General features: G+C 67.9%; 21 protein-coding genes. 6 read left to right on the top strand and 15 right to left on the bottom strand.

Annotation, left to right across the window (positions count from 1 at the left end):
* Position 1 precedes the first annotated feature (1 nt).
* The 3 genes from BM133_RS12050 to BM133_RS12060 form a co-directional block, all read right to left on the bottom strand.
* Complete coding sequence (locus tag BM133_RS12050) at positions 2 to 853, bottom strand: alpha/beta fold hydrolase (RefSeq protein ID WP_093433971.1); 852 nt, start codon at positions 851 to 853, stop codon at positions 2 to 4.
* A 315-nt stretch (positions 854 to 1,168) separates the two neighbouring features.
* Positions 1,169 to 2,443, bottom strand: coding sequence for a mechanosensitive ion channel family protein (locus BM133_RS12055; RefSeq protein WP_093433973.1), 1,275 nt, complete (start codon positions 2,441 to 2,443; stop codon positions 1,169 to 1,171).
* Positions 2,444 to 2,482: 39 nt separating this feature from the next.
* Positions 2,483 to 3,436 carry a histone deacetylase family protein gene (locus tag BM133_RS12060; RefSeq protein ID WP_093433974.1) on the bottom strand — a complete coding sequence of 318 codons (954 nt, stop codon included), beginning with the start codon at positions 3,434 to 3,436 and terminating at the stop codon, positions 2,483 to 2,485.
* A gap of 76 nt (positions 3,437 to 3,512) precedes the next feature.
* Here BM133_RS12060 and BM133_RS12065 point away from each other — a divergent pair, with 76 nt between their 5' ends.
* From BM133_RS12065 to BM133_RS12095, 6 genes are all read left to right on the top strand, one after another.
* Complete coding sequence (locus BM133_RS12065) at positions 3,513 to 4,433, top strand: AAA family ATPase (RefSeq protein ID WP_093433976.1); 921 nt, start codon at positions 3,513 to 3,515, stop codon at positions 4,431 to 4,433.
* Positions 4,430 to 5,407 carry a DUF58 domain-containing protein gene (locus BM133_RS12070; RefSeq protein WP_093433977.1) on the top strand — a complete coding sequence of 326 codons (978 nt, stop codon included), beginning with the start codon at positions 4,430 to 4,432 and terminating at the stop codon, positions 5,405 to 5,407. The genes BM133_RS12065 and BM133_RS12070 overlap by 4 nt, the downstream gene beginning before the upstream one ends.
* 10 nt (positions 5,408 to 5,417) lie before the next feature.
* Positions 5,418 to 7,439 carry a transglutaminase TgpA family protein gene (locus BM133_RS12075; protein WP_093433979.1) on the top strand — a complete coding sequence of 674 codons (2,022 nt, stop codon included), beginning with the start codon at positions 5,418 to 5,420 and terminating at the stop codon, positions 7,437 to 7,439.
* Between the two features lie 53 nt (positions 7,440 to 7,492).
* Positions 7,493 to 8,593 (top strand): lytic murein transglycosylase B, encoded by a 1,101-nt coding sequence (gene mltB / locus BM133_RS12080; protein WP_093433980.1) that lies wholly within the window; start codon positions 7,493 to 7,495, stop codon positions 8,591 to 8,593.
* Positions 8,594 to 8,597: 4 nt separating this feature from the next.
* Entirely contained in the window at positions 8,598 to 9,224 is a 627-nt protein-coding gene (locus BM133_RS12085; RefSeq protein WP_093433982.1) for an HD domain-containing protein, read from the top strand.
* Positions 9,225 to 9,827: 603 nt separating this feature from the next.
* Positions 9,828 to 11,180, top strand: a complete 1,353-nt coding sequence (locus BM133_RS12095) for a carbohydrate porin (protein WP_093433985.1) — start codon at positions 9,828 to 9,830, stop codon at positions 11,178 to 11,180.
* A gap of 111 nt (positions 11,181 to 11,291) precedes the next feature.
* Here the strand turns inward: BM133_RS12095 and BM133_RS12100 are convergent, their stop codons facing one another.
* The 12 genes from BM133_RS12100 to BM133_RS12155 all read right to left on the bottom strand — a co-directional run bounded on the left by BM133_RS12100 (position 11,292) and on the right by BM133_RS12155 (position 21,912).
* Positions 11,292 to 11,822, bottom strand: coding sequence for a hypothetical protein (locus tag BM133_RS12100; RefSeq protein ID WP_256219154.1), 531 nt, complete (start codon positions 11,820 to 11,822; stop codon positions 11,292 to 11,294).
* The gene (locus BM133_RS12105; protein ID WP_093433988.1) at positions 11,819 to 12,892 is read right to left on the bottom strand and encodes a beta-ketoacyl synthase N-terminal-like domain-containing protein; all 1,074 of its coding nucleotides are present in this window, start codon (positions 12,890 to 12,892) and stop codon (positions 11,819 to 11,821) included. The genes BM133_RS12100 and BM133_RS12105 overlap by 4 nt, the downstream gene beginning before the upstream one ends.
* Positions 12,889 to 13,203, bottom strand: a complete 315-nt coding sequence (locus BM133_RS12110) for an acyl carrier protein (RefSeq protein WP_256219155.1) — start codon at positions 13,201 to 13,203, stop codon at positions 12,889 to 12,891. Before BM133_RS12110 ends, BM133_RS12105 begins: the two co-directional genes overlap by 4 nt.
* The gene (locus BM133_RS12115; RefSeq protein ID WP_093433991.1) at positions 13,200 to 14,357 is read right to left on the bottom strand and encodes an ABC transporter permease; all 1,158 of its coding nucleotides are present in this window, start codon (positions 14,355 to 14,357) and stop codon (positions 13,200 to 13,202) included. The genes BM133_RS12110 and BM133_RS12115 overlap by 4 nt, the downstream gene beginning before the upstream one ends.
* Positions 14,358 to 14,365: 8 nt before the next feature.
* The gene (locus tag BM133_RS12120) at positions 14,366 to 15,274 is read right to left on the bottom strand and encodes an ABC transporter ATP-binding protein (RefSeq protein WP_093433992.1); all 909 of its coding nucleotides are present in this window, start codon (positions 15,272 to 15,274) and stop codon (positions 14,366 to 14,368) included.
* A 4-nt stretch (positions 15,275 to 15,278) separates the two neighbouring features.
* Complete coding sequence (locus tag BM133_RS12125; RefSeq protein WP_093433994.1) at positions 15,279 to 16,259, bottom strand: BtrH-related acyltransferase DarH; 981 nt, start codon at positions 16,257 to 16,259, stop codon at positions 15,279 to 15,281.
* The gene (locus BM133_RS12130) at positions 16,256 to 16,651 is read right to left on the bottom strand and encodes a DarG family dialkylresorcinol biosynthesis protein (protein ID WP_093433995.1); all 396 of its coding nucleotides are present in this window, start codon (positions 16,649 to 16,651) and stop codon (positions 16,256 to 16,258) included. The genes BM133_RS12125 and BM133_RS12130 overlap by 4 nt, the downstream gene beginning before the upstream one ends.
* Positions 16,652 to 16,653: 2 nt before the next feature.
* Entirely contained in the window at positions 16,654 to 17,790 is a 1,137-nt protein-coding gene (locus tag BM133_RS12135) for a beta-ketoacyl-ACP synthase III (RefSeq protein ID WP_093433997.1), read from the bottom strand.
* The gene (locus BM133_RS12140; RefSeq protein WP_093433998.1) at positions 17,780 to 18,820 is read right to left on the bottom strand and encodes a hypothetical protein; all 1,041 of its coding nucleotides are present in this window, start codon (positions 18,818 to 18,820) and stop codon (positions 17,780 to 17,782) included. Before BM133_RS12140 ends, BM133_RS12135 begins: the two co-directional genes overlap by 11 nt.
* Positions 18,821 to 18,955: 135 nt before the next feature.
* Entirely contained in the window at positions 18,956 to 20,689 is a 1,734-nt protein-coding gene (locus BM133_RS12145) for an ABC transporter substrate-binding protein (protein WP_093434000.1), read from the bottom strand.
* Between the two features lie 89 nt (positions 20,690 to 20,778).
* Positions 20,779 to 21,087, bottom strand: a complete 309-nt coding sequence (locus BM133_RS12150) for a DUF2160 domain-containing protein (RefSeq protein WP_093434001.1) — start codon at positions 21,085 to 21,087, stop codon at positions 20,779 to 20,781.
* A 12-nt stretch (positions 21,088 to 21,099) separates the two neighbouring features.
* Positions 21,100 to 21,912, bottom strand: a complete 813-nt coding sequence (locus BM133_RS12155; protein ID WP_093435286.1) for a carbohydrate ABC transporter permease — start codon at positions 21,910 to 21,912, stop codon at positions 21,100 to 21,102.
* Positions 21,913 to 21,931: the final 19 nt, after the last annotated feature.

The raw sequence follows: 21,931 nt of genomic DNA on the forward strand, positions 1-21,931 counted from the left end.
TTCAGCCCAGGAAATCTCGAATCACCGCGGCGATTTCCGTGGCGTGCGTTTCCAGCGCGAAGTGCCCCGTGTCGAAGAACACGACCTGCGCGTCCGGCACATCCTTCTTGAACGCTTCAGCGCCGGCCGGAAGGAAGAACGGATCGTTCGTCCCCCACACGGCCAGCACGCGCGGGCGGTACGTGCGCATGTATTTCTGGAATGCCGGATAAAGCTGCACGTTGCTCTGGTAGTTGCCGAAGAGGTCCAGCTGGATCTCGGCCGAGCCCGGCCGCGCCAGGTAGAAGGTGTCGAGCGTGTAGCCGTCCGGAGAGACCGCCGTTTCGTCCGACACGCCATGCGTGTACTGCCACTTCGTCGTCTCCGGCGACAGGAATGCACGCAGCGCGTCGCGGTTGGCCTGCGAGGCGTCCTTCCAGTACGCGCGGATGGGATTCCACCCTTCGCTCAAGCCCTCTTCATACGCATTGCCGTTCTGCGAAATGATCGCGGTCACCCGCTCCGGATGCCGCAAGGCCAGCCGGAATCCGACGGGCGCGCCGTAGTCGAACACATAGACCGAGAAACGATCGAGCTTCAGCTCCTCGGTGAATCCGTCGATCACCTCCGCCAGGTGGTCGAAGGTGTAGGCGAACGCTTCGCGCGATGGCATCGCGGATTGCCCGAAGCCCGGCAGATCGGGCGCCACCACGTGAAAGCGATCCGCCAGCAACGGGATGAGGTCACGAAACATGTGGCTCGAGCTGGGAAACCCGTGCAGCAGCAGCAAGGTCGGAAGGCTGCGATCGCCAGCCTCCCGGTAGAACACATCCACACCATCGACGTCGATGGATCGGTTGGCAACAACGCTCATGACTGACTCCTGAAGAAAAATTCAAAGTAACCTACCAAAATCACTTTGTTAGGTTACTTCTTGATGGAGCAGCTTGTCAAATTCTTTCGATCGGTCTGTCGGAGACGCGCGTCGGCGCGGCGCAGCCGAGCGATGCTCGGGCGTCGTGCGTGGAAATCAGGCGGTTGGGGCGTGCCGCGGCCCTGGCGGCGGGCCGGCGGGAACGGGCTCTGGAATGCGGGAAGCGGCCTACGGCGGGCGATCCCGCGACAGCCATGACGCGGCCGGGTGCCCGGTCAGGGGCGACCCGTCGCTCACTCGGCGGTCACTCGGCGGTCACTTTTTCTCGGGCTCTGCGGCGGCGGCAGGCAGCGACTCCACCCGCACCACCCGCTGCGGATAGGGAATGTCGATGCCCGCTCCACGCAGTCCCTGAAGGATGGCGATGTTGATGGCCGAGCGCAGGTTGTCCTTGCCCTTGTCCGGGTCGGCCACCCAGAAGTGCAGGCTGAACTCCAGGCCGTCGGGCGCGAAGTTCACGAGATAAGCCACCGGCTCCGGGTCGGTCATCACGCGCGCCTGCGACTTCGCCGCCGTGCACAGGATGGCCTGCACCTGCGCCACGTCGCTCTCGTAGCCCACCACGATGTTGGTCGTGATGTTGAACTTGCGGTCGGCCAGCGAGAGGTTTTCCACCCGGCTGGTGATCAGCGATTCGTTCGGCACGATCGCCTCGCGCCCGTTGCCCGCGCGGATGAGCGTGTAGCGCGTCTTGATGTCGGTGATGCGGCCCTCGAAAGTGTCGACCTTCACGTTGTCGCCGATGCGGATCGAGCGTTCCAGCAGGATCACGAAGCCGCTCACGTAGTTGGCGGCGAGCTTCTGCAAGCCGAAGCCCAGGCCCACGCCGAGCGCGCCGCCCAGCACCGAGAGCGCGGTGAGGTCCACGCCCACCGCCGACAGCGCGAACAACAAGCCGATCAGCAGCAGGAAAGCGCGCACCGCGTTCGACGCCACCTTGCGCATCGAGAGGTCGGTGACGGCCTCGCGCAGGATGCGCTTCTCGATGGTCGAGGCGATCCACAGCGCGATCACCAGCACCAGCCCGGCCGAGAGCACGCCCTGGAAGATCGTCTGCACGCTCACGCGCGTCTTGCCGAAGGCCAGCGTGATGTTGTCCAGCTCGGCCAGCACGGGCGGCAGGAGCCCGACGATCCAGAGCACGGCCGCGATCCAGGCGAGCCACGAGATCGTGCGCTCGATCAGCCGCACCAGGTTGGAGGTGGGAAACACCGCCCGCAGCACCCGCGCGAACAGCCGGATGACCACCAGCGACAGGAACACCGACACCGCGATGCGCAGCACCAGCACCGGCTGGAAATCGATCACCACGCGCCGCGCGAGATCGGTGAACACCAGCGACAGCAGCGGGAACAGCACGCCGTCGAAGGTGCTTTCGCCGAACCAGATGGAGTCCTTGGGCTGGTCGCGCCCGAACCATTTGCAGATGGCCCAGGCCAGCGCCACGCAGGCCACCAGCGCAGTCAGTTCGATGCCGATGCCGCGCGCATCGACCGCATTCACGCGTTGTAGGAAATCGTTGAAATTCATCGGTTCAGAAAACGGGGCGCCGTGCCGCGCCCACTCTCGTTACAGGTCCGCGAGAACGCGGATGTGCGCTTCCACGCTGCGCGCGAGCGCATCGAGGTTGTAGCCGCCCTCGAGCATCGAGACGATGCGGCCGCGCGCATGGCGTTTGGCGACGTCGTGTATGCGGCCCGTGATCCAGGCGAAGTCGTTCTCGGTGAGGCCGAGCTGGCCCAGGTCGTCTTCGCGGTGAGCGTCGAAGCCCGCGCTGATGAAGACCATCTGCGGACGGAATTCCTCGAGCCGCGGCATCCAGGCGGCTTCGATGAGTTCGCGCACGTCCATGCCGCGGGTGTAGGCCGGGATCGGCAGGTTCAGCATGTTCGGCGCCGGATGCTCGGTGCCGCTGTACGGGTAGAACGGATGCTGGAAGAAGCCGACCATCAGCACGCGCGGATCGTTCGAGAGGATGTTCTCGGTGCCGTTGCCGTGGTGCACGTCGAAATCGACGATGGCCACGCGGTCGAAGCCGTGCACCTCGAGCGCATGGCGTGCCGCGATCGCGATGTTGTTGAAGAAGCAGAAGCCCATCGCCCGCTCGCGGCAGGCGTGGTGGCCGGGCGGGCGCACCGAACAGAAGGCGTTCTCGATGTCGCCGGCGATCACCGCGTCGGTCGCGGCGATGGCGGCGCCCGCGCCGCGGCGTGCGGCCAGCAGCGTGAAGCGGTTCAGGGAGGTGTCGGGGTCGAGCTGCGCGTGGTCGGGGCCGCCGGCGGGCTCGTCGGCCACCAGGCGCATGTGGAGCTCTTCGAGGAGCTCGACGTGCTCCACGCTGTGGGCCCGGGTGAGTTGCTCCAGGGTGGCCAGCGGCACTTCGCAGTGCTCCAATGCATCGCTGACGCCGGTCAGCAGCAGCCGGTCTTCGATGGCATCCAGTCGCTCGGGGCACTCGGGATGGCCCCGGCCCATGTCGTGCTTCCAGAAGTCGCGGTGTGTGAAGTAGCCTGTCTTGCCCATGTCTCTTGTCGCGTCTAGACCTCACGCGGCATGGGGCCGCAAGGTCTTACGGTATCGTTTGCATATGGATACAAATATGGACGTTGCTGCGAAGCTTGCCACTTTGCTGAGTCAGCTTAACACGGTGATCGTCGGCAAAGAGGCGCAGGTGCGCGACTGCGTGGCCTGCCTGCTCGCAGGCGGCCACCTGCTGATCGAGGATGTGCCGGGGGTCGGCAAGACCACCCTCGCCCACGCGCTTTCGCACACATTCGGTTTGCAGTTTTCGCGGGTCCAGTTCACCGCGGACCTGATGCCAGGCGATCTCTCGGGCGTGGCGATCTACGACCGGGGCCAGCAGGCTTTCGTGTTCCACCCGGGGCCGATCTTTGCCCAGGTGCTGCTGGCCGACGAGATCAACCGCGCGAGCCCCAAGACCCAGAGCGCCCTCCTGGAGGCGATGGAAGAAAAGCAGGTCACCATCGAAGGCGAGACCCGTCCGCTGCCCACGCCCTTCTTCGTGATCGCCACGCAGAACCCGCAGGATCAACTTGGCACCTTCGCGCTGCCCGAGTCGCAACTGGACCGGTTCCTCATGCGCATCTCGCTCGGCTACCCCGACCGCGCGGCCGAGCGGCTGCTGCTCTCGGGCGTCGACCGGCGCGAGATGCTCGCGAGCCTGCCCGCCATGCTGACTGCCGGCGAACTCACCGCCATCCAGCAGCGCGTGCAGCAGGTGCATGCCTCCGAGCCGCTGCTGAACTACGTGCAGGACCTGATCGCGGCCACCCGCTCGGGCCGCTGGTTCCTGCAGGGCCTGTCGCCGCGCGCGGGCATCGCGGTGCTGCGCGCCGCCAAGGCGCAGGCGCTGCTGGCCAACCGCAACTACGTCGCGCCCGACGATGTGCAGGCCGTGCTGCCGCAGACGATCGCGCACCGCCTCACGCCCGTGGGCGACGCGGGCCGCGGCGCCGTCGAGCAGGTGCGCGCGATGATCGCGGCGGTTCCGCTGCCGTGAACCCGGTCGGCGCCCTGCGCTCGCGCATCGATGGCTGGTTCCTGTCCCGGCGGCCGCCATCGGACACGCTGGCGCTCACCCAGCGCAACGTCTACATCGTGCCTACGCGGGCCGGCTGGACGTTGGCGGCCACGCTGCTGGTGCTGCTGGTCGCGTCGATCAACTACCAGTTGAACCTCGGCTACCTGCTGACCTTTTTGCTGGCCGGCAGCGTCGCAGTCGGCATGCACGTGTGCCATGCCACGCTGCGCGGCCTCGCGATGCGCATGATGCCGCCCGAGGCGCATTACGCCGGGGCCGCGGCCGTCTTCCGGGTCGTGCTGCACAACGAGCGGCGCAGCGTGCGCTACGGCATCGGGATGGCGGTGCGCGGCAGCGGGCAGTGGGCCTGGACCGACGTGCCGGCCGAGGGCATGTCCACGGTCGAGATCGCGTTCCAGCCCGAGCGGCGGGGCCTGCACCCGGTGCCGCCGCTGACCGCCGAGACGCGGTTTCCGCTGGGAACGTTTCGCGTGTGGACGGTCTGGCGCCCCGCGGCGCAGATGCTGGTGTATCCAACGCCCGAGGCGCACCCGCCACCATTGCCGCCCGGCGAGCCCCTGTCGGGGCCGGCCGCCATTTCCGCTGCACAGCGCGCGCAAGGCGCCGGCGAGTACGACGGCGTGCGCGCGTACCGGCGCGGCGATCCGCTGAAGCTCGTGGTCTGGAAGAAAGCCGCGCGCGCGCAGGCGGCCGGGTCGGAGGACCTCGTGAGCCGCGACACGCAGCACACGCAGCGCGAAGAGCTCTGGCTCGATGCGCAGGCCGCCGGGCTTGCCGACACCGAGGCCCGCCTGTCGCGGCTCTGTGCCTGGGTGCTGATGGCGGACCGGCTGGGCGTGGACTACGGGCTCCGGATCGCAGGCCGGGTGGTGAAGCCATCCCAGGGCGAGGCCCACAAGCGGGCCTGCCTGGAGGCGCTCGCCTTATGTTGAGACGCACCGCATGAACAAGCTGATGCTCAAGCTCGCGGCCCTTCCGCGGGACGCCCGGGACACCCTCTTCCTGCTGGCGGTGATCGCGCTGATCGTTCTGCCGCAGGTCGAGAACCTGCCCTGGTGGTGCACGGCGCTGACCGCGCTGGTGCTGCTGTGGCGCGGCTCGCTCGCCGTCGAGGCCCGTCCGCTTCCCAGCCGATGGTGGCGCATCGCGCTGCTCGCGCTGGCGCTCGCAGGCACCTACGCGACCCATCGCACCTTGCTCGGACGCGACGCGGGCGTCACGCTGATCGTGATCCTGCTGGCGCTCAAGACCCTGGAGCTGCGCGCGCGACGAGACGCCTTCGTCGTCTTCTTCCTGGGCTTCTTCGCGATGCTCACGAATTTCTTCTATTCGCAGTCGCTCTTGACTGCCTTCACGATGCTGCTCGCGCTGCTGGGCCTGCTCACGGCACTGGTCAACGCGCACATGCCCGTCGGCCGGCCGCCGCTGATGCAGGCCGCGCGCACGGCGGGCTGGATGGCGCTGGCCGGCGCGCCGATCATGCTGGCGCTGTTCCTGCTGTTCCCGCGCTTCGCGCCGCTGTGGGGCACGCCGGGCGATGCGATGGCCGGCCGCATGGGCCTGTCGAACACGATGCGCGTCGGCACCATCGCCGAGCTGGCGCTGGACGACAGCATCGCCGCCCGCGTCAAGTTCGACGACAACCGGGCGCCGCCGCAAAGCCAGCTCTATTTTCGCGGCCCGGTGCTCGGCCAGTTCGACGGCCGCGAATGGACGGCGCTGCCGCCGTGGGGACGCGGCGGGCAAGGCCTCGCCAACCTGCGCGTGACGGGCGAGCCCGTGCGCTACGAGGTCACGCTCGAACCCAACAACCGCCCCTGGCTGCTGACGCTCGACGCGGCGCCGAAAGCGCCCGAAGCGCCCGGCCTCGAGGTCGTGGGCACGCCCGATCTGCAATGGATCTCGAACCGCCCGGTCACCGACCTGCTGCGCTACCGCGCCGAGAGCTACCCGCGGTTCCAGAGCGGCCCGGTGCGCCGTGCGGGCGGACAGTTGCAGGCGTACCTGCAGTTGCCGCCCGGAACGAACCCGCGCACCGCCGCGCTCGCCACGGAGATGCGCAACGATCCGGCCCTGGCCAGCGCCGCCGCGCCCGCCCTCGTGCAGGCCGTGCTGCAGCGCCTGCGCACCGGCGGCTACACCTACACGCTGGAGCCCGGCCTCTACGGCAACGACACGGCCGACGAATTCTGGTTCGACCGCAAGGAGGGCTTCTGCGAGCACATCGCCTCGGCCTTCGTCGTGCTGATGCGCAACCTGGGCATCCCCGCGCGCATCGTGACGGGCTACCAGGGCGGCGAACTCAACAGCATCGACAACTACTGGATCATTCGCCAGCGCGATGCGCACGCCTGGGCCGAGGTCTGGCAAGAAGGCGCGGGCTGGGTGCGCGTGGACCCGACCGGTTCGGTCGCGCCGGGCCGCATCGGCCAGCAGCAGCGGCTCGTGCCGCAGCCGGGCCTCTTCGCCGGCGCCTTCAGCGCGATGAGCCCGACGCTGGTGCAGAACATGCGCGCCGCCTGGGAGGCGATGAACAACGGCTGGAACCAGTGGGTGCTCAACTACACGCAGAGCCGCCAGCTCAACCTGCTCAAGAACATCGGCTTCGAAGCGCCGAGCCTGGAAGACCTCGCCTATGTGCTGCTCTACCTGGTCATCGCCGCGAGCCTCGCCGGCGCGGGCTGGACGCTCTGGGAACGCAGCCGGCACGACCCATGGCTGCGCCTGCTCGGCCAGGCCCGCGCGCGCCTGGCGAAAGCCGGCCTCGCCGTGCCCGAGACCGCGCCGCCGCGCCAGATCGCAGCGCAGGCCGATGCGCGCTTCGGCCCCGCCGCGCAACCCGTTCGCGACTGGCTGCTGAAGCTGGAAGCCCAGCGCTACGCCCAGGCCGCGCCGCAGACCCTGTCGGCCCTGCGCGCGGAGTTCCGCCGACTGGCCTGGCCCACGGCGAATCCGCGCGGCTGAAACCACATGTGTCCCGCCGGCAGCGCCGCGCGGGCGGGCGGCACAATCGGCCGATGCGATTTTTTCTCCCCACGCCCTCCCGCACCGCCGCCGCCCTCGTTCTTCTCGCCGCGTGCTGTACATGGTCCACGGGAGCTTCGGCCCAGAAATCCGCCAACGGCCGCAACGGCGCCGCGAGCCCCGTGCGCGGCACCATCCCCTACGCCACGCGCGACGACGCGATGCAGTTCGCCGACGACGTGGCCGCGCGCCGGGGCCTGGACCGCGAATGGGTGCGCGCCACCATCGGCAGCGCCCGCTTCCTGCCCAACGTGCCGCGGCTGATGCTGCCCGGCCCGGTGGGCACGGTGAAGAACTGGCAGACCTACCGCAGCCGCTTCATCGACCCGGTGCGCATCGCGGCCGGCGTGCGCTTCTGGCGCGACAACGCGGCCACGCTGGCGCGCGCCGAGCAGGTGTACGGCGTGCCGCCCGAAATCGTCGTCGGCATCATCGGCGTGGAGACCATCTATGGCCGCAACATGGGCAACTTCCGGGTGATCGATGCGCTGGCCACGCTGTCGTTCGACTTCCCGCAGGGCCACCCGCGCGCGGCCGAGCGCGAGGCTTTCTTTCGCGGCGAACTCGAGAGCTTCCTGAGCACCGAAAGCCGCACCGCCGAAGATCCGCTGGTCCCCCTCGGCAGCTACGCCGGCGCCATGGGCATGCCGCAATTCATGCCCAGCAGCATGGCCAAGTACGCGGTCGATTTCGACGGCGACAGCCGCATCGACCTGGTCAACAACACCGCCGACGTGATCGGCTCGGTCGCGAGTTATTTCAAGGCCTTCGGATGGAAGGCCGGCATGCCTGCGACCTACCCTGTGCATTTCGAGGAAGCGCGCCTGCAGAAGGCGCTGCTGCTCGCGCCCGACATCCTCCCCAGCTTCAGCGCCGACAGCTTCGTGGCCGCCGGTGCGGTGCCCGAAGGCGAGGGCCTGCGCCACAAGGGCCTGCTCGCGCTGGTCGAACTGCAGAACGGCGCCGACGCACCGCCGACCTACGTGGCCGGCACGCGCAACTTCTACGTGATCACGCGCTACAACTGGAGCAGCTACTACGCGATGTCGGTGCTCGACCTCGGCCAGGAGGTCAAGGCCGCCATGGAGCAATAGCCCCATGACACCCGAGGCGCTGCTCGCGAACTGGACCGAGGCCTGGGGCGCCCTGGGCATCGCGGCGGCGCCCGACCAGGCGCTGTGCCTCGAACTGCAGCGCCGCTACGGCGAGCCGCAGCGCCACTACCACACGATGCAGCACCTGGGCGAATGCCTCGTCTGGTTCGAGCGCGAGAAGGCGCTGGCCGAGCGCCCCGGCGAAGTGGCGCTCGCGCTCTGGTTCCACGACGCCATCTACGACGTGCATGCGCACGACAACGAAGCGCGCAGCGCCGACTGGTCGCGCGAAGCCATGCGGGCCGCGGGCGCGAACGAAGAAGCAGCCGAACGTATTCATGTGCTCGTCATGGCCACGCGCCACGACGCGGTGCCCGAAGGCCGCGACGCCGAGCTGCTGATCGACATCGACCTTTCCATCCTCGGCGCCGAGACGGCGCGTTTTGCCGAGTACGAGCGCCAGGTCCACGCCGAATACGCCTTCGTGCCCGACGCAGTGCGCCTGCCGCGCCGGCGCGCGATCCTGCAGCGCTTTCTGGACCGCCAGGCGATCTACGCCACGCCCCGGATGCACGCGCTGCTCGAAGCCCGCGCGCGCACCAACCTGCAGCATTCCATCGCCGCACGCTGAGCTGCGGAACGGGGCTTGCTCGCGCCGCCGGGCGGGCTGAGTTGTTGTTGCGTTGATAACGCTGTGTTGCGTGCGGGAAATCACACTCCGCATCGCGAAACCACGCCCCTACACTGCGGCCGTCACGCACAGGCTCCCTCGGGAAACGCCCCTCCGCGCACACGAACACCACCAGACGCTGCCGATGAGAAGCAGCAAGAAACTGAGGAGATACAGCATGCCGACGACCTGCTCGCTCACCCGTCGCGATGCGACGCGCGTACCGCCGCTCATAGCGCCCCTCGTGCTTCGCCGCCGAGCCGCGTAGCGCTCCATTCCTGACGCCGCCAACGCGAAAGACCACGGTCTTTCGCGGAGGACACGCACGCCCTTTTTTCTCTTTTTTTCTCTCTCGTTTCCATTTACCGCACGCCAGGAAAAGGAGTCGATCCATGGACCTTTGACGAACACCGATCGCGTCGCCCGATGAAGCGGTAGCGCGCCCCTTTCCCCTTTGTTGCGCCTGTATCCGTCACTGCCGCCAGCGGCCGGTGTGGGCCTGCTTTTATCCGACGCAGCCGACCCCTCCCTCCACAACCAAACCCAACCAAGGAGACACCCCCTGTGAACACCAGACTGACCCAACTCGCCACCGCCGTGCTGCTGCTGGCCGGCCTCTATGGCCAGGCCCATGCCCAGGCCGAACAGACCGACGAGCCGCCCCAGGCCGAAGCCAAGGACCCCACCAAGGAGTTCGTCAAGAAGATCAACGACGCCACCGGCCTGGAGTTCTGGGGCTACGGCCGCGGCGGCTTCTACAGCACCGGCAAGGGCAACCTCAAGGGCGGCTACTCCCTGGGCGGCGACCTGCAGAAGTACCGCCTGGGCAACGAGGGCGACAACTACCTGGAGTTCGGCATCGGCAAGAAGTTCGACCTGGGCGAGGGCATCAAGTGGGGCGTGTTCTACATGCCCACCATCTACAACGGCAAGAGCGGCACCGCGCAGGCCTACTTCTCGCTCAGCGGCATCTTCGGCAATGCCGCGTCGCTCTGGGCCGGCCAGCGCTACCACCGCATCCAGGACGTGCACATCGTGGACAAGTGGGTGGTGGAGGACGGCGACAACTACGGCGCCGGCATCGACGACATCCCGCTGTGGGGCATGGGCCGCCTGAACGTGGCCGTGCACACCGCCGACTCGGTGGACAACAAGAGCGGCAACCCCAACAACGCCAAGCGCATCAACCTGCAGTGGCGCGACATCCCCACCAACCCGGGCGGCAAGCTCACGGTGACCGGCGGCCTCGTCTCGGGCGACTTCGCCAAGGGCCGCGACGGCGGGGCGCTGGGGCTCATGCACATCCAGAAGAACCTCCTGCCGGGCCTGAACAACATCGTGATCCTGCAGGCCTCCAGCGGTCATGCCTCGCTCAGCGGCAAGTTCTACAACCTGGACAACAGCACCACCACCACGGGCCTCCTCTTGCCCCCGGGCTTCGGGCTGGAGAACACGCTGCTGTTCGCACCGCTGGTGGAGCGCACGGTGATCACGCCCCAGTCGGGCGCCAAGCAGCGGCGCATCCTGGATTCGATGGATTTCCAGTTCGGGCGCTTCGGCGGCCAGGGCCTCATCGGCTACCAGACCACGCGCCCGGACAACGGCCCGGAGACCAAGGACTTCTCGCTGGGCGGGCGCCTCTCCTACGGCATCGCCAAGTACACCAAGCTGCTGGCGGAGGTCTCCACCACGCGCCGCAGCACCGACGACCAACCCCGGCAGACGCTGAACAAGGGCACGATCGCGGTGGCGTTCTCGCCGAACACCGATTTCTGGACCCGGCCGGAGTTCCGCATCTACGCAACCCGCGCCAGTTGGAACAAGGCCGCGGGCGATGCCAACGCCTCCAGCTTCGGCGCCGATGGCCGCAGGCACGCGACGACCTTCGGCATCCAGATGGAAGCATGGTGGGAATAGGAGTTCTCCTCCAGGCTGCGCGCACTTCGTGTCGCTTCGCCTTCCCCCTGCCGGGGACAACACCTGCGGCCCGGCAACGCCGGTTCCGCGGTGCTTCTGGAAGGGGCCGGATCAGGCGGGCACGAGGCGCCACCACTCCGAGCGCGGCAGTTCGTCGTTGCGCTCCTCCTCGACGATGCCGAACAGCAGGCCGTCGCGGGGAGTGCCCAGCTTGGCCAGTTGCAGCAGCCGTTCGGGATCGCGGCACAGCATGAAGCTCGCGTCGCCCTGCCATTGGAGGCAGCGGCCGACCTCGGCGAGCATCAACGCCGGCTGGCTCTGCATGAAGGTGAACGGCATCGGCAGCCCGGCGTCGAGCTGCTCCAGCCCGGCATGCGTGGCGCCCCAGGCGCCGCGCTTGCTGGCCACGCGCAGACGCGCACCCGGGGGCAACGCGGCCTCGTCCGTTGCATCGAGGCAGCGGCGCGCGCCGTACATCGCCAGTTCGGTCCACACGCCGACGCGGCGCGGCTTGCGGCCCAGGCGCCTTGCCAGTTCGTCGCGCCAGTCCGCGGGCGGCGGATGAACGACGAAGTGGGCGACGGTGCGCCAGACGGTTGCGATCCCGGCATTCATGGCGATCTCCCTGGGCAAGGCGCTCATGCGTGGCAGTCCCTCAGCAGCAGCGAGGCATGCCCGCCGCCGAAGCCGACCACGTTGAGCAGGATGTTGCGCAGCCTCGCGGGCGCCTCGGTGCTCAGCGAAATGCCCAGCGTGTCGTCCAGCGGATAGTCGGTCGACGGCCAGGCCCCGCCCTCGATGCAGCCGACCAGCAGGGCCAGCTCGGCGGCGCCCGCGGCACCCAGCGTGTGGCCGAGCGAGGACTTCAGCGACACCAGCGGCGGCAGCTGTCCGAACACGTCCTTCAGCGCCTCCACCTCGATGGCATCGTTGACCGGGCTGCCCGCGGCCTGCACCTTGATGAGGTCGATGTCTTCGGGCCGCAGGCCGCTCTGCGCGAGCGCCGCCTGGCACATCGCGCGCACGGCGCTGGCCTCGGTGCCCGAGGGGTTGCGCCCGTCGACCACGTTCGCACCACCCGTGATGCACCAGCGCGCCGGCCGCGCGCGCAGGCGCAGCGCGGCCACGGCCTCGCCGAGCACCAGCCCCCTTCGCTCTGCACCGAAGGGCTGGGCGCTGCCCGAGGCGAGCAGTTGCATCGCGCGAAAGCCCGCGGCGGTGAACCGGTTGTCCAGCTCGGCACCGAGCACCAGCGCCTCTTCGGCGCCGCCGCTTCGGATCAGGTCGGCGGCCGCCAGCACGGCGTTGAGCGCCGAGGTGCAGGCCGTGGAAATGGTGAAGACCGGGCCTTGCCAGTCGAGCGCCGCGGCAACGATGCCGGCAAAGTCCTGCAGGTCGCCGCCCAGGCGCAGGTCCGGCTTCTCGGACTCCATGTAGCCGATGTCCAGCGACGACGACGCGACGAAGAGCGGCGCCGTGCGGTCGCCCCAGTCGCCGGTCTGCGCGACCACGTTGCACACGGTGCGCCGCACGCGCTCCAGCCAGTTGCCCTCTTGCGAGGGCAGCTTGTAGACCGGCCAGCCGACGCCCCGGGCGATGGCAACGGGCGTCGGCGCCACGCCGCCGCGCCGCAACGCATCCAGCGCGCGGGGCATGCCGTTGCCGAGCACGCAGGCCAGGCCGGTGGCGGCCAGGTAGACGCCGTCGCTCATGCCCCTCCCGCCTGCGCGGGGCGCTCCGCGGGATGTTGTGCAAGGTGTTGCGCAAGGTGGGCGATGGAGGTCAGCGCGCGGCGCGTTTCCTTGCTGTCGGGCATGCGCACGCCAAAGCGCTGCTGGATGGTCATCGACACCTGCAGGGCATCGAGCGAATCGAGGTCCAGCCGCGCCTGGGGGCCGAACAGCGGCTCGTCGTCGCCCAGGCCGCCGGGGGGTGCCTCTCTCTCGATGGCTTCGAGCACCATCGTCTTGAGGCTGGCGATGAATTCAGGGGTGACAGGGGTGACTGGGGTAGCGGTACTCACGGTGTGCGCCTGCGAAACAGAAAGACTGCAAGAAGGAACATGGCCGCCGCGAACGCGACCAGCCGGCCGATCTGCGGCAATGCATCGGCCACGCCGCCGCCGCGCAACAGCACGGTGAGGAGCGCCTCGAGCCCCCAGTTCATCGGCGAGACCTCGACCAGCCGCTGCATGAATCCCGGCATGACGAACTTGGGCACCATGATGCCGCCCGCCGCCGCCATCAGCACGTTGACCATCGGCCCGAGCGTGGCGGCCTGCGCGTGGGTACGCACGAAGCAGGCCAGTGCGAGCGACAGGCTCACCGCGGCGAAGCTCACGGCCGCGAGCGAGAGCAGCAAGGCGCCCCAGTGGATGCCCGCGAGCGACAGCGCATCGCCACCGATGAGCGGCATGAGCCAGATGCCGGCCGCCAGCATCAGGAGCGCCTGCAACGCGTTCACGCCCAGGTAGGGCAAGGCCTTGGACGCCAGCAGCATCGTGCGCGACACGCCCAGGCTCTGCAGCCGCCCGAGCGCGCCCGAATGGCGCTCCTGCACGAACAGGCTGGACAGCGAGGCCACCACGAAGAACATGCCGAAGATCAGCCACGCCGGCACGTTCTGCTGCACCGAGGTGGGCCGCGGGCCTGCGGTGGAAAAGCGCTCGGCCTGCACCATCGCCTGGATGGACGCGTCGGGCGCCGGGCTGGCGGTGCCGGGCACGGCCAGCGCGAGGCGCGCCTTCAGTTCGCCCGATGCACCGATGAGTTCCGCGCGCAGCGCATTGAAGAGGTTCGCGTCGATGCCCGGTTCGGCCAGCAGCCGGATGTGCGCCTTGGTCGAGAGCGCGGCCGACTCCAGTTCTTCCGAGAGGCCCGGCTCCAGCACGATCACGTACTTGAGCGAGCCGCTGCGAAGGCGCTCCTGCCAGCCTGCACCGAGCGGCTGCGGCGCGCCGTGGCCGCGCTGCCAGATCTGCAGCAGCCACTTGGCCGGCGTCGCGGTGTCGCGCGCATCGACGGCATAGGTCAGCTCGGCCAGCGGCGGGCGGTAGATGTCCTTCAGCGTGAGCGACATCAGCACGATGAAGACCATCGGCATGAGGAACAACACGGCAAGGCCGTGCATGTCGCGCACGAGGGCGAGCAGTTCCTTCTTGATGAGCGCCAGCAGCATGGGTTCGGTCAGTCGCGCAGCGAACGGTGGGTGAGGGTCATGAAAAGTTGTTCGAGGTCGTGGCGGCCGAACTCGGCGTGGCGCACCTGGATGCCCGATGCCTCGAGCGCCGCCAGCACCGGGCCGGGCCCGCTGCCGGGGTTCAGGTGGATGCGCCATTGCGCCGCGCCCTGCTCCACCGTGCCGAAGCGCGACAGCATGTGCACGTCGAGCCCGTCGGCCGCCAGGGTCAGCAGCATCGCACTCCTGGACAGCAGATCGTCCAGAGACCCTTCGCGCAGCACGCGGCCATGGTCCAGGATGACCACGCGGTCGGCAATGGCCTCGATCTCCTCCATGTAGTGCGAGGCGTAGATCACCGCCGCGCCCGCTTGCGCCAGGCTCTTGATGGCATCCAGGATGAACGCGCGCGACTGCGGATCGACGCCGACGGTGGGCTCGTCGAACAGCATGAGCTCGGGTTCGGGCAGCAAAGCGATCGCGAGGTTCAGGCGCCGCTTGAGCCCGCCCGAGAGCCGGTCGGCGCGCACGCGCGTGAACGACTCCAGCTGCGAGAAGTGCACGCAGGCGTCGATGCGCGACTTCCTGCGCGCACCCGCGAGCCGGCTCGCGGCGGCGAAGCACGCGAGGTTCTCGGCCACCGTGAGCATCGGATAGAAGGCCTGCTCCTGCGGCGCGACCGCAATGCGCGTGGGCGCCTTGGCGCGCACCTCGTGCAGCGGCTGGCCGTCGATGCGGATCTCGCCCGACTGCACGGCGAGCGCGCCCGAGAGGTGCGAGATCAGCGTGGTCTTGCCCGCGCCGTTCGGTCCGAGCAACCCCAGCACACAGCCGCGTGGCACGGCGAGCGAGACATCGGCCAGCGCGGGCGCCTCGGCGTGCGGATAGCGGTGACCGAGATTCTTCAGCGCGAGCATCGGTTCAGGCGACGGCAGCCTTGAGATCGCGGAAGAAGCGCTCTTCCTGCTGCGCCTGTTCGCGCAGCTTGCCGGCCAGCGCGGCCGGATCGACGGGCTCGCGCCCCTTGACCATGCGCGCCGCCTTGAGCGCGAAGGCGCGCCAGCCGTCGCCGATGGCGATGAGTCGCTCCGACATCTGCTGCAGTTGCGGCTTATCCAGCAGATGCGCCGCCTCTTGCAGGAAGCCCGCGTAGATGAAGCGGAAGCCCGCCCCGCCCGTGCCGATTTCTTCCTGCATGCGCACCAGGTGGCCGATGAAATCGACGCTGCGCGGATCGGTGGCCGAGAGCCGCTGCATCCGGTTGGCCAGCGTGCGCATGCCGCGCACGCCGACGATGGGAATGGGCGCGAGCATGTTGCGCACGGTCTTGCGGATGGCCTTGGTCACCGAGGCGGCGTCGACCGTCTTGCGCTCGATGGCCTGCGGGTAGTACATGAGCCCCTTGGGTGCGAGCACGCCCTTGGCGAAGCGCGCGCGCGAGAGGTCGGCGCTCGCGCAACGCACGGGTTCCTCGAACACCGGGTCGCTGATGAGGTAGTCGTCGCCGTCCTTGCCGTAGACCAAGAGGTTGTGCGCGTTGAAGTGAAAGCGCATGTTCGGCGGAAAGTACGGCAGCCAGTAGACCGAGGTCTGCAGGCCCACCAGCTGGCCATCGGCCAGCAGCGCATCGAGCCGCTGCTGCCCGGCCTCGGGGCTCCTGAAGGTCTCGAAGCTGAAGCGCGCGGCCATCGGTGCCAGAAGGCCCTTGATGATCGCCTTGGGCGGCATGCGGTACGAGATGAGCGGCAGGCCCGACAGCTTGATGAACGGCAGGTACGCGAAGGACAACGCCGACGACAGGCCCAGCGCCATGCTCTCGGTCATCGGCGCGCCGTGGTGGCGCATCAGGCTGGAGATGACGCCGCTTTCGCAATGCGCCGCCTGTTGGTGCTGGAAGTTCACGGCAGGCCTTGCAAGGTGGGAATCGGAAGGCCCAGCGCGTGGGCGTAGCGCGCAAGCTGCGCCTGGGAGAGCGCCGCGAAATGCCGCGGCTGCAGGTGCCGGCGCACGCGCCATTGCCAGAAGCCACTGGTCTGCGAGAGCAGCGCCACGTCCATGCGGCGCTCGTACATCCAGTATTCGAGCGGCGATGCGAGCCCGGCCTTCGCCCGCTCTTTCGCTTCTTTCGCCTGCTCGACGAGCACGTCGACGGCATGGCTGGTGACGATCTCTTCCGCCTCCCAGCCACGCGAGGTGGTGGTGACGACCCGGCCCTGCGCATCGCGCGCGTACATCAGCTTGGAATGGCCGTCCAGGGTCGCATTGCCCTCCTGCGGAACTGCGTCCAGGTCCATGGCTACACCGCTTCCATATAGATGAAGCCGCTGGAGAAGCGGCCGCTTTCGGGCACGAACATCAGGAGCTTCTGGCCGGGCTGGATGCGCCCGGAGCGGAACAGCTCGTCCAGCATGATGTAAGGCGATGCCGAGCCGGTATTGCCCTTGCGCGCGAGGTTGCTGAACCAGCGCTCGCGCGGAATCGCGAAGCCCATCGCTTCGAGGCAGCGGCTCACGGGCTCGACGAAATAGTTCGACGACAGGTGCGGCAGGAACCAGTCGATGTCCGCCGACCTGAGCCCGCGCTTCTCGATGATGGCCGCGAGCGGCTCGCCGAGCGTGGCGCGCACGATGTTGTCGTTGAGCAGGCGCACGTCCTGCTTGACGGCGAAGGTCGAGTCGCGGTGCCAGTCGGCGGGCGCGGTGCGGGCCCAGCCGTCCAGGCCGCCTTCGGCGTTCTTGTCGGCGCCGGCATACATGCACACCGGCAGTTCGTGCGCGGCCGACGAGAGATCGATCCATTCGACGCGCAGCGACAGCGGCCCGCGCGGCGCGCGCTCCAGCAGCACGGCGCCGGCACCGTCGGACAGCATCCAGCGCAGGAAGTCTTTCTCGAAGGCGAGTTCGGGCCGGGCCTCGAGCGCTTCGAGCTTGTGTTCGAGCTCGGCCTCGAAATTGGAACCGCGCATGACCGCCGATGCGAGCTCCGAGCCCGTGGCCACCGCGCGGCGCGCATCGCCCGCGCGCACCGAGAGCCACGCGTGCTTGAGCGCCGTGGTGCCGGCCAGGCAGATGCCCGCGCAGGCCACCACTTCCAGCCGCGGCCAGCCGAGCTCGCCGTGCACCATCACCGCATGGTTGGGCATGAGCTGGTCGGGGAGCGAGGTGCCGGTGGCCAGGCAATCGACCGGGCCGATGTCGTCGCCCAGCGCGCGGATGGCCGAGGCGGTGAGCTGCGCGTTGGTCATGGCCAGCCGGCCGGTGGCGCGGTCGATCGCGTAGTGGCGCGACTGGATGCCGTTGCTGCGAAGAATCAGCCGCCGCGCACGCGACGCCTTGCCGGCGATGCGGCCGAGGACTTCTTCGATGTCTTCATTGCTGACCGGGGAAAAGGGCAGGAAGGCGGCGGTGCGGGTCAGGAAGACATCAGTCGTCATAGAGGTGGGAGCGGTCCGTGGCGGAGCCCGACGGGCACTCGAATTGGGCTGTCATTTTAGTCAGCCACCCCTTGAACAAAGGTCGCAGAAGCGCCTGCAGCGTCAAGCTCACGGGCACGACCGTGACAATGAGCGCAAGCAGGAACACAACATAGAGCAGCAGCAGGGGCTTGCGCTGCCAGGCGCCGGGTCCGCCGGCCGCCATGATGAGCTTGCCCCAGAGGAAGAAGCTGCGCGTGCCGGCCTTCTCGCTGATGAGCAGGCGTGCATTGGCGCGCACCGCGCCCAGGCCCGCCAGCAGCGGCCCGGTGCCGCGCTCCAGGTCGCCGTGCAGCGCATCGCGCAGCGCACGGCCGAAACGGCCCGAGCTACGAATTTGCGCAGTGCTCAGCCCCGCATCGGGCATGCCCCAGAAGCCGCGCTTGCGGCCCCAGATCAGCCATGCCGGCGTGGTGAAGAAGGTGGCGAGCGTGGGGCCGGGGTCGGTCAGCACCACGTTGTCGACGAGGCGCGCGCCCGCGTCGTCGAGCATGCCCTTGAGCTTTTCATGGGCCAGCAGCCACATGTTGCGGCAGGCGATGACCGTGATCACCGGCTTGCCCGCGAGCAGGCGCCTGGCCAGCGGGTGCTTCAGGAACGCGGTGACCGGCTGCGAAGGCGCGAGAAACCACACCTGATAGGGAAGGATGACGAGGTCGAAATCCTCATCGCCCGTGAGCGAGAGCGGCGCGAGCGGCGGCGGCTTCAGGTGGGCCGATTCCGGGAACGCGTCGAAGAAGGTGATGAACGGCCAGGGGAACGGGAACGGCGCCAGCGGACGCAGGGTTTCCTCGTGCACCTGGATCGACGGATCGGCCCGCAGCGGCGCAACGATCTGCTCGGCAACGCTGTCGAGCTGCCCGGATTGGGAGTAGTGGATCACCAGGACGCGCTTGGGGCGTGCGGCAAGGCCGGGGGGGCTGGCGGAGCTGGGAGAACTGGAGGTCACTGGGTGGGCGGTTTCGAGGGCCGTCGAATGTAAGCCAAGCATCGGCAGAACGCATCTGCCATTGGTCATGCCGTCGCGCCGATCCCACGACCGGGGCTGTCCCCAATAGCAAAAAAGGGGCCGCCCCTTCCGGCGCGGCCCCTCCCGACTGTGCGAACGAGCGGTTGGTGCAGGCGCTCAGCGCACCTTGCCTTCCTTCCAGGCGCCCAGCAGCTTGTTGTAGTCGATGGTCTCGCCCTTGGGCTTTTCGTTGGCCAGCTTCTTCCACGGCGCGTGATCGTCGCTCAGGTACTTGGCCGGATCGCCCTTGGCATTGAGCTTGGGCGCGCAATGGGCCATGCCGGCGCGCTCCAGGCGCGCCATCACGTTGTCCATCTCGTCGGCCAGGTTGTCCATCGCCTTCTGCGGGGTCTTCTCGCCCGTCACGGCCTCGGCCACGTTCTTCCACCAGAGCTGCGCGAGCTTCGGATAGTCGGGCACGTTGGTGCCGGTCGGGGTCCATGCCACGCGCGCGGGGCTGCGGTAGAACTCGATCAGGCCGCCGTACTTGTTGGCGTTCTGCGTGAAGTAGTCCGAGCGGATATCGCTGTCGCGAATGAAGGTCAGGCCGGTGATCGACTTCTTCAGCGACGTCGTCTTGGCGGTGATGAACTGCGCGTAGAGCCAGGCGGCGGCCGTCTTGTTGGCGTCATGGCCCTTGAAGAAGGTCCACGAGCCCACGTCCTGGTAGCCGTTCTGCATGCCCTGCTTCCAGTACGGACCGTTCGGGCCGGGGGCCATGCGCCACTTGGGCGAGCCGTCGTCGTTCACCACGGGCAGACCCTTCTTGGTCATGTCGGCCGTGAAGGCCGTGTACCAGAAGATCTGCTGGGCGATCTGGCCCTGCGCGGGCACCGGGCCGGATTCGCCGAAGGTCATGCCCATGGCTTCCTTGGGCGCGTACTTCTTCATCCAGTCGATGTACTTGGTGAGCGCGTACACGGCGGCCGGCGAGTTGGTGGCGCCACCGCGCGAGACCGAAGCGCCCGTGGGCGTGCACTTGTCAGCAGCCACGCGGATGCCCCACTCGTCGATCGGCATGCCGTTGGGGATGCCCTTGTCGGCCGCGCCGGCCATGGAGAGCCACGCATCGGTGAAGCGCCAGCCGAGCGACGGGTCCTTCTTGCCGTAGTCCATGTGGCCGTAGATCGGCTTGCCGTCGATGGTCTTCACGTCGACGCTGAAGAACTCGGCGATGTCCTCGTAGGCGCTCCAGTTGAGCGGCACGCCCAGGTTGTAGCCGTACTTGGCCTTGAACTTGTCCTGCAGGTCCTTGCGCGCGAACAGGTCGGCGCGGAACCAGTACAGGTTGGCGAACTGCTGGTCGGGCAACTGGTAGAGCTGGCCGTCGGGCGCGGTGGTGAAGCTGGTGCCGATGAAGTCCTTGAGGTCGAGCCCCGGGTTGGTGAACTCCTTGCCCGCGCCGCCCATGTACTCGGTCAGCGACATGATCTTGCCGTAGCGGTAGTGCGTGCCGATCAGGTCGGAGTCGGACACCCAGCCGTCGTAGATCGACTTGCCCGACTGCATCGAGGTCTGCAGCTTCTCGACCACGTCGCCTTCCTGGATCAGGTCGTGCTTGACCTTGATGCCGGTGATTTCCTCGAAGGCCTTGGCCAGCGTCTTGGATTCGTACTCATGGGTGGTCAGCGTTTCGGAAACGACCGACACCTCCTTCACGCCCTTGGCCTGCAGCTTCTTGGCGGCGTCGATGAACCACTTCATCTCTTCCATCTGCTTGTCCTTGGACAGGGTCGACGGCTGGAATTCGCTGTCGATCCATTTCTTCGCCTCGGCCTCGCCGGCCGACGCAGCACCGTGCGCGGCGAACATCGCCGCTGCCAGTGCCAATGCCGTGTAGCGCATCTTCATGAATGTGTCTCCTCGGTTGTGCTTCCCCGGTTTTTCCATCGCGGCTCCGGGGAGGCGGAGAGCCGGACGCGTCTCGAAAATCGGTAGGCCTAGCCTTTGCGCATCACAAGGGCCAGCACGAACATCGACAGCACGAAGCTGATCCAGATCGAGGGCTCGGCCTCCAGGCTCATCCACTCCTGGAACTTGCCGGCCAGGCCGATGAAGATCAGGTTCACGTAGGCCGCGGACAGCAGGCCGATGAAGAGCCGGTCGCCGCGCGTCGTGGCAATGGGCAGCCAGCCGCGCCGCATGACCGTGGGCGACTTGAACTCCCACACCGTCATGCCGACCAGCATGAGCGCGATGCAGATGAAGAACACGGCCACCGGGGTGGTCCAGACCATCCAGTCGAACATCTTTCGACCTCCTTAAACGCGGCCCATCGCGAAACCCTTCGCGATGTAGTGACGCACGAACCAGATCACGATCGCGCCCGGAACGATGGTGAGCACGCCCGCCGCAGCCAGCGTCGCCCAGTCCATGCCCGAGGCGCTCACCGTGCGCGTCATCGTCGCGACGATGGGCTTGGCATTCACGCTGGTGAGCGTGCGCGCCAGCAGCAGCTCGACCCAGCTGAACATGAAGCAGAAGAACGCCGCCACGCCCACGCCCGCCTTGATGAGCGGCAGGAAGATGGTGAGGAAGAAGCGCGGGAACGAATAGCCGTCGATGTACGCCGTCTCGTCGATCTCGCGCGGAATGCCGCTCATGAAGCCTTCCAGGATCCACACCGCCAGCGGCACGTTGAACAAGAGGTGCGCGAGCGCCACGCCCAGGTGCGTGTCCATGAGGCCCACGGTGCTGTAGAGCTGGAAGAACGGCAGCAGGAACACCGCGGGCGGCGTCATGCGGTTGGTCAGCAGCCAGAAGAACACGTGCTTGTCGCCAAGGAACGAATAGCGCGAGAACGCGTAGGCCGCCGGCAGCGCCACGGCGAGCGAGATCACCGTGTTGATCGCCACGTAGATCAGGCTGTTGATGTAGCCCGAGTACCACGACTCGTCGGTGAAGATGCGCGCGTAGTTGGCCCAGGTGAGCTGCTGCGGGAAGAACGAGAAGCTCGAGAGAATTTCCTCGTTCGTCTTGAAGCTCATGTTGATCATCCAGTAGATGGGCAACAGCGCGAACAGGATGTACAGCAGCAAGAAGATGCTGCGCTTGTGGAATCTCTTCTCAGACATGTTGGCCCCCTTGGCGCTG

The organism is Variovorax sp. 770b2, assembly GCF_900115685.1.
GTDB lineage: Bacteria > Pseudomonadota > Gammaproteobacteria > Burkholderiales > Burkholderiaceae_C > Variovorax.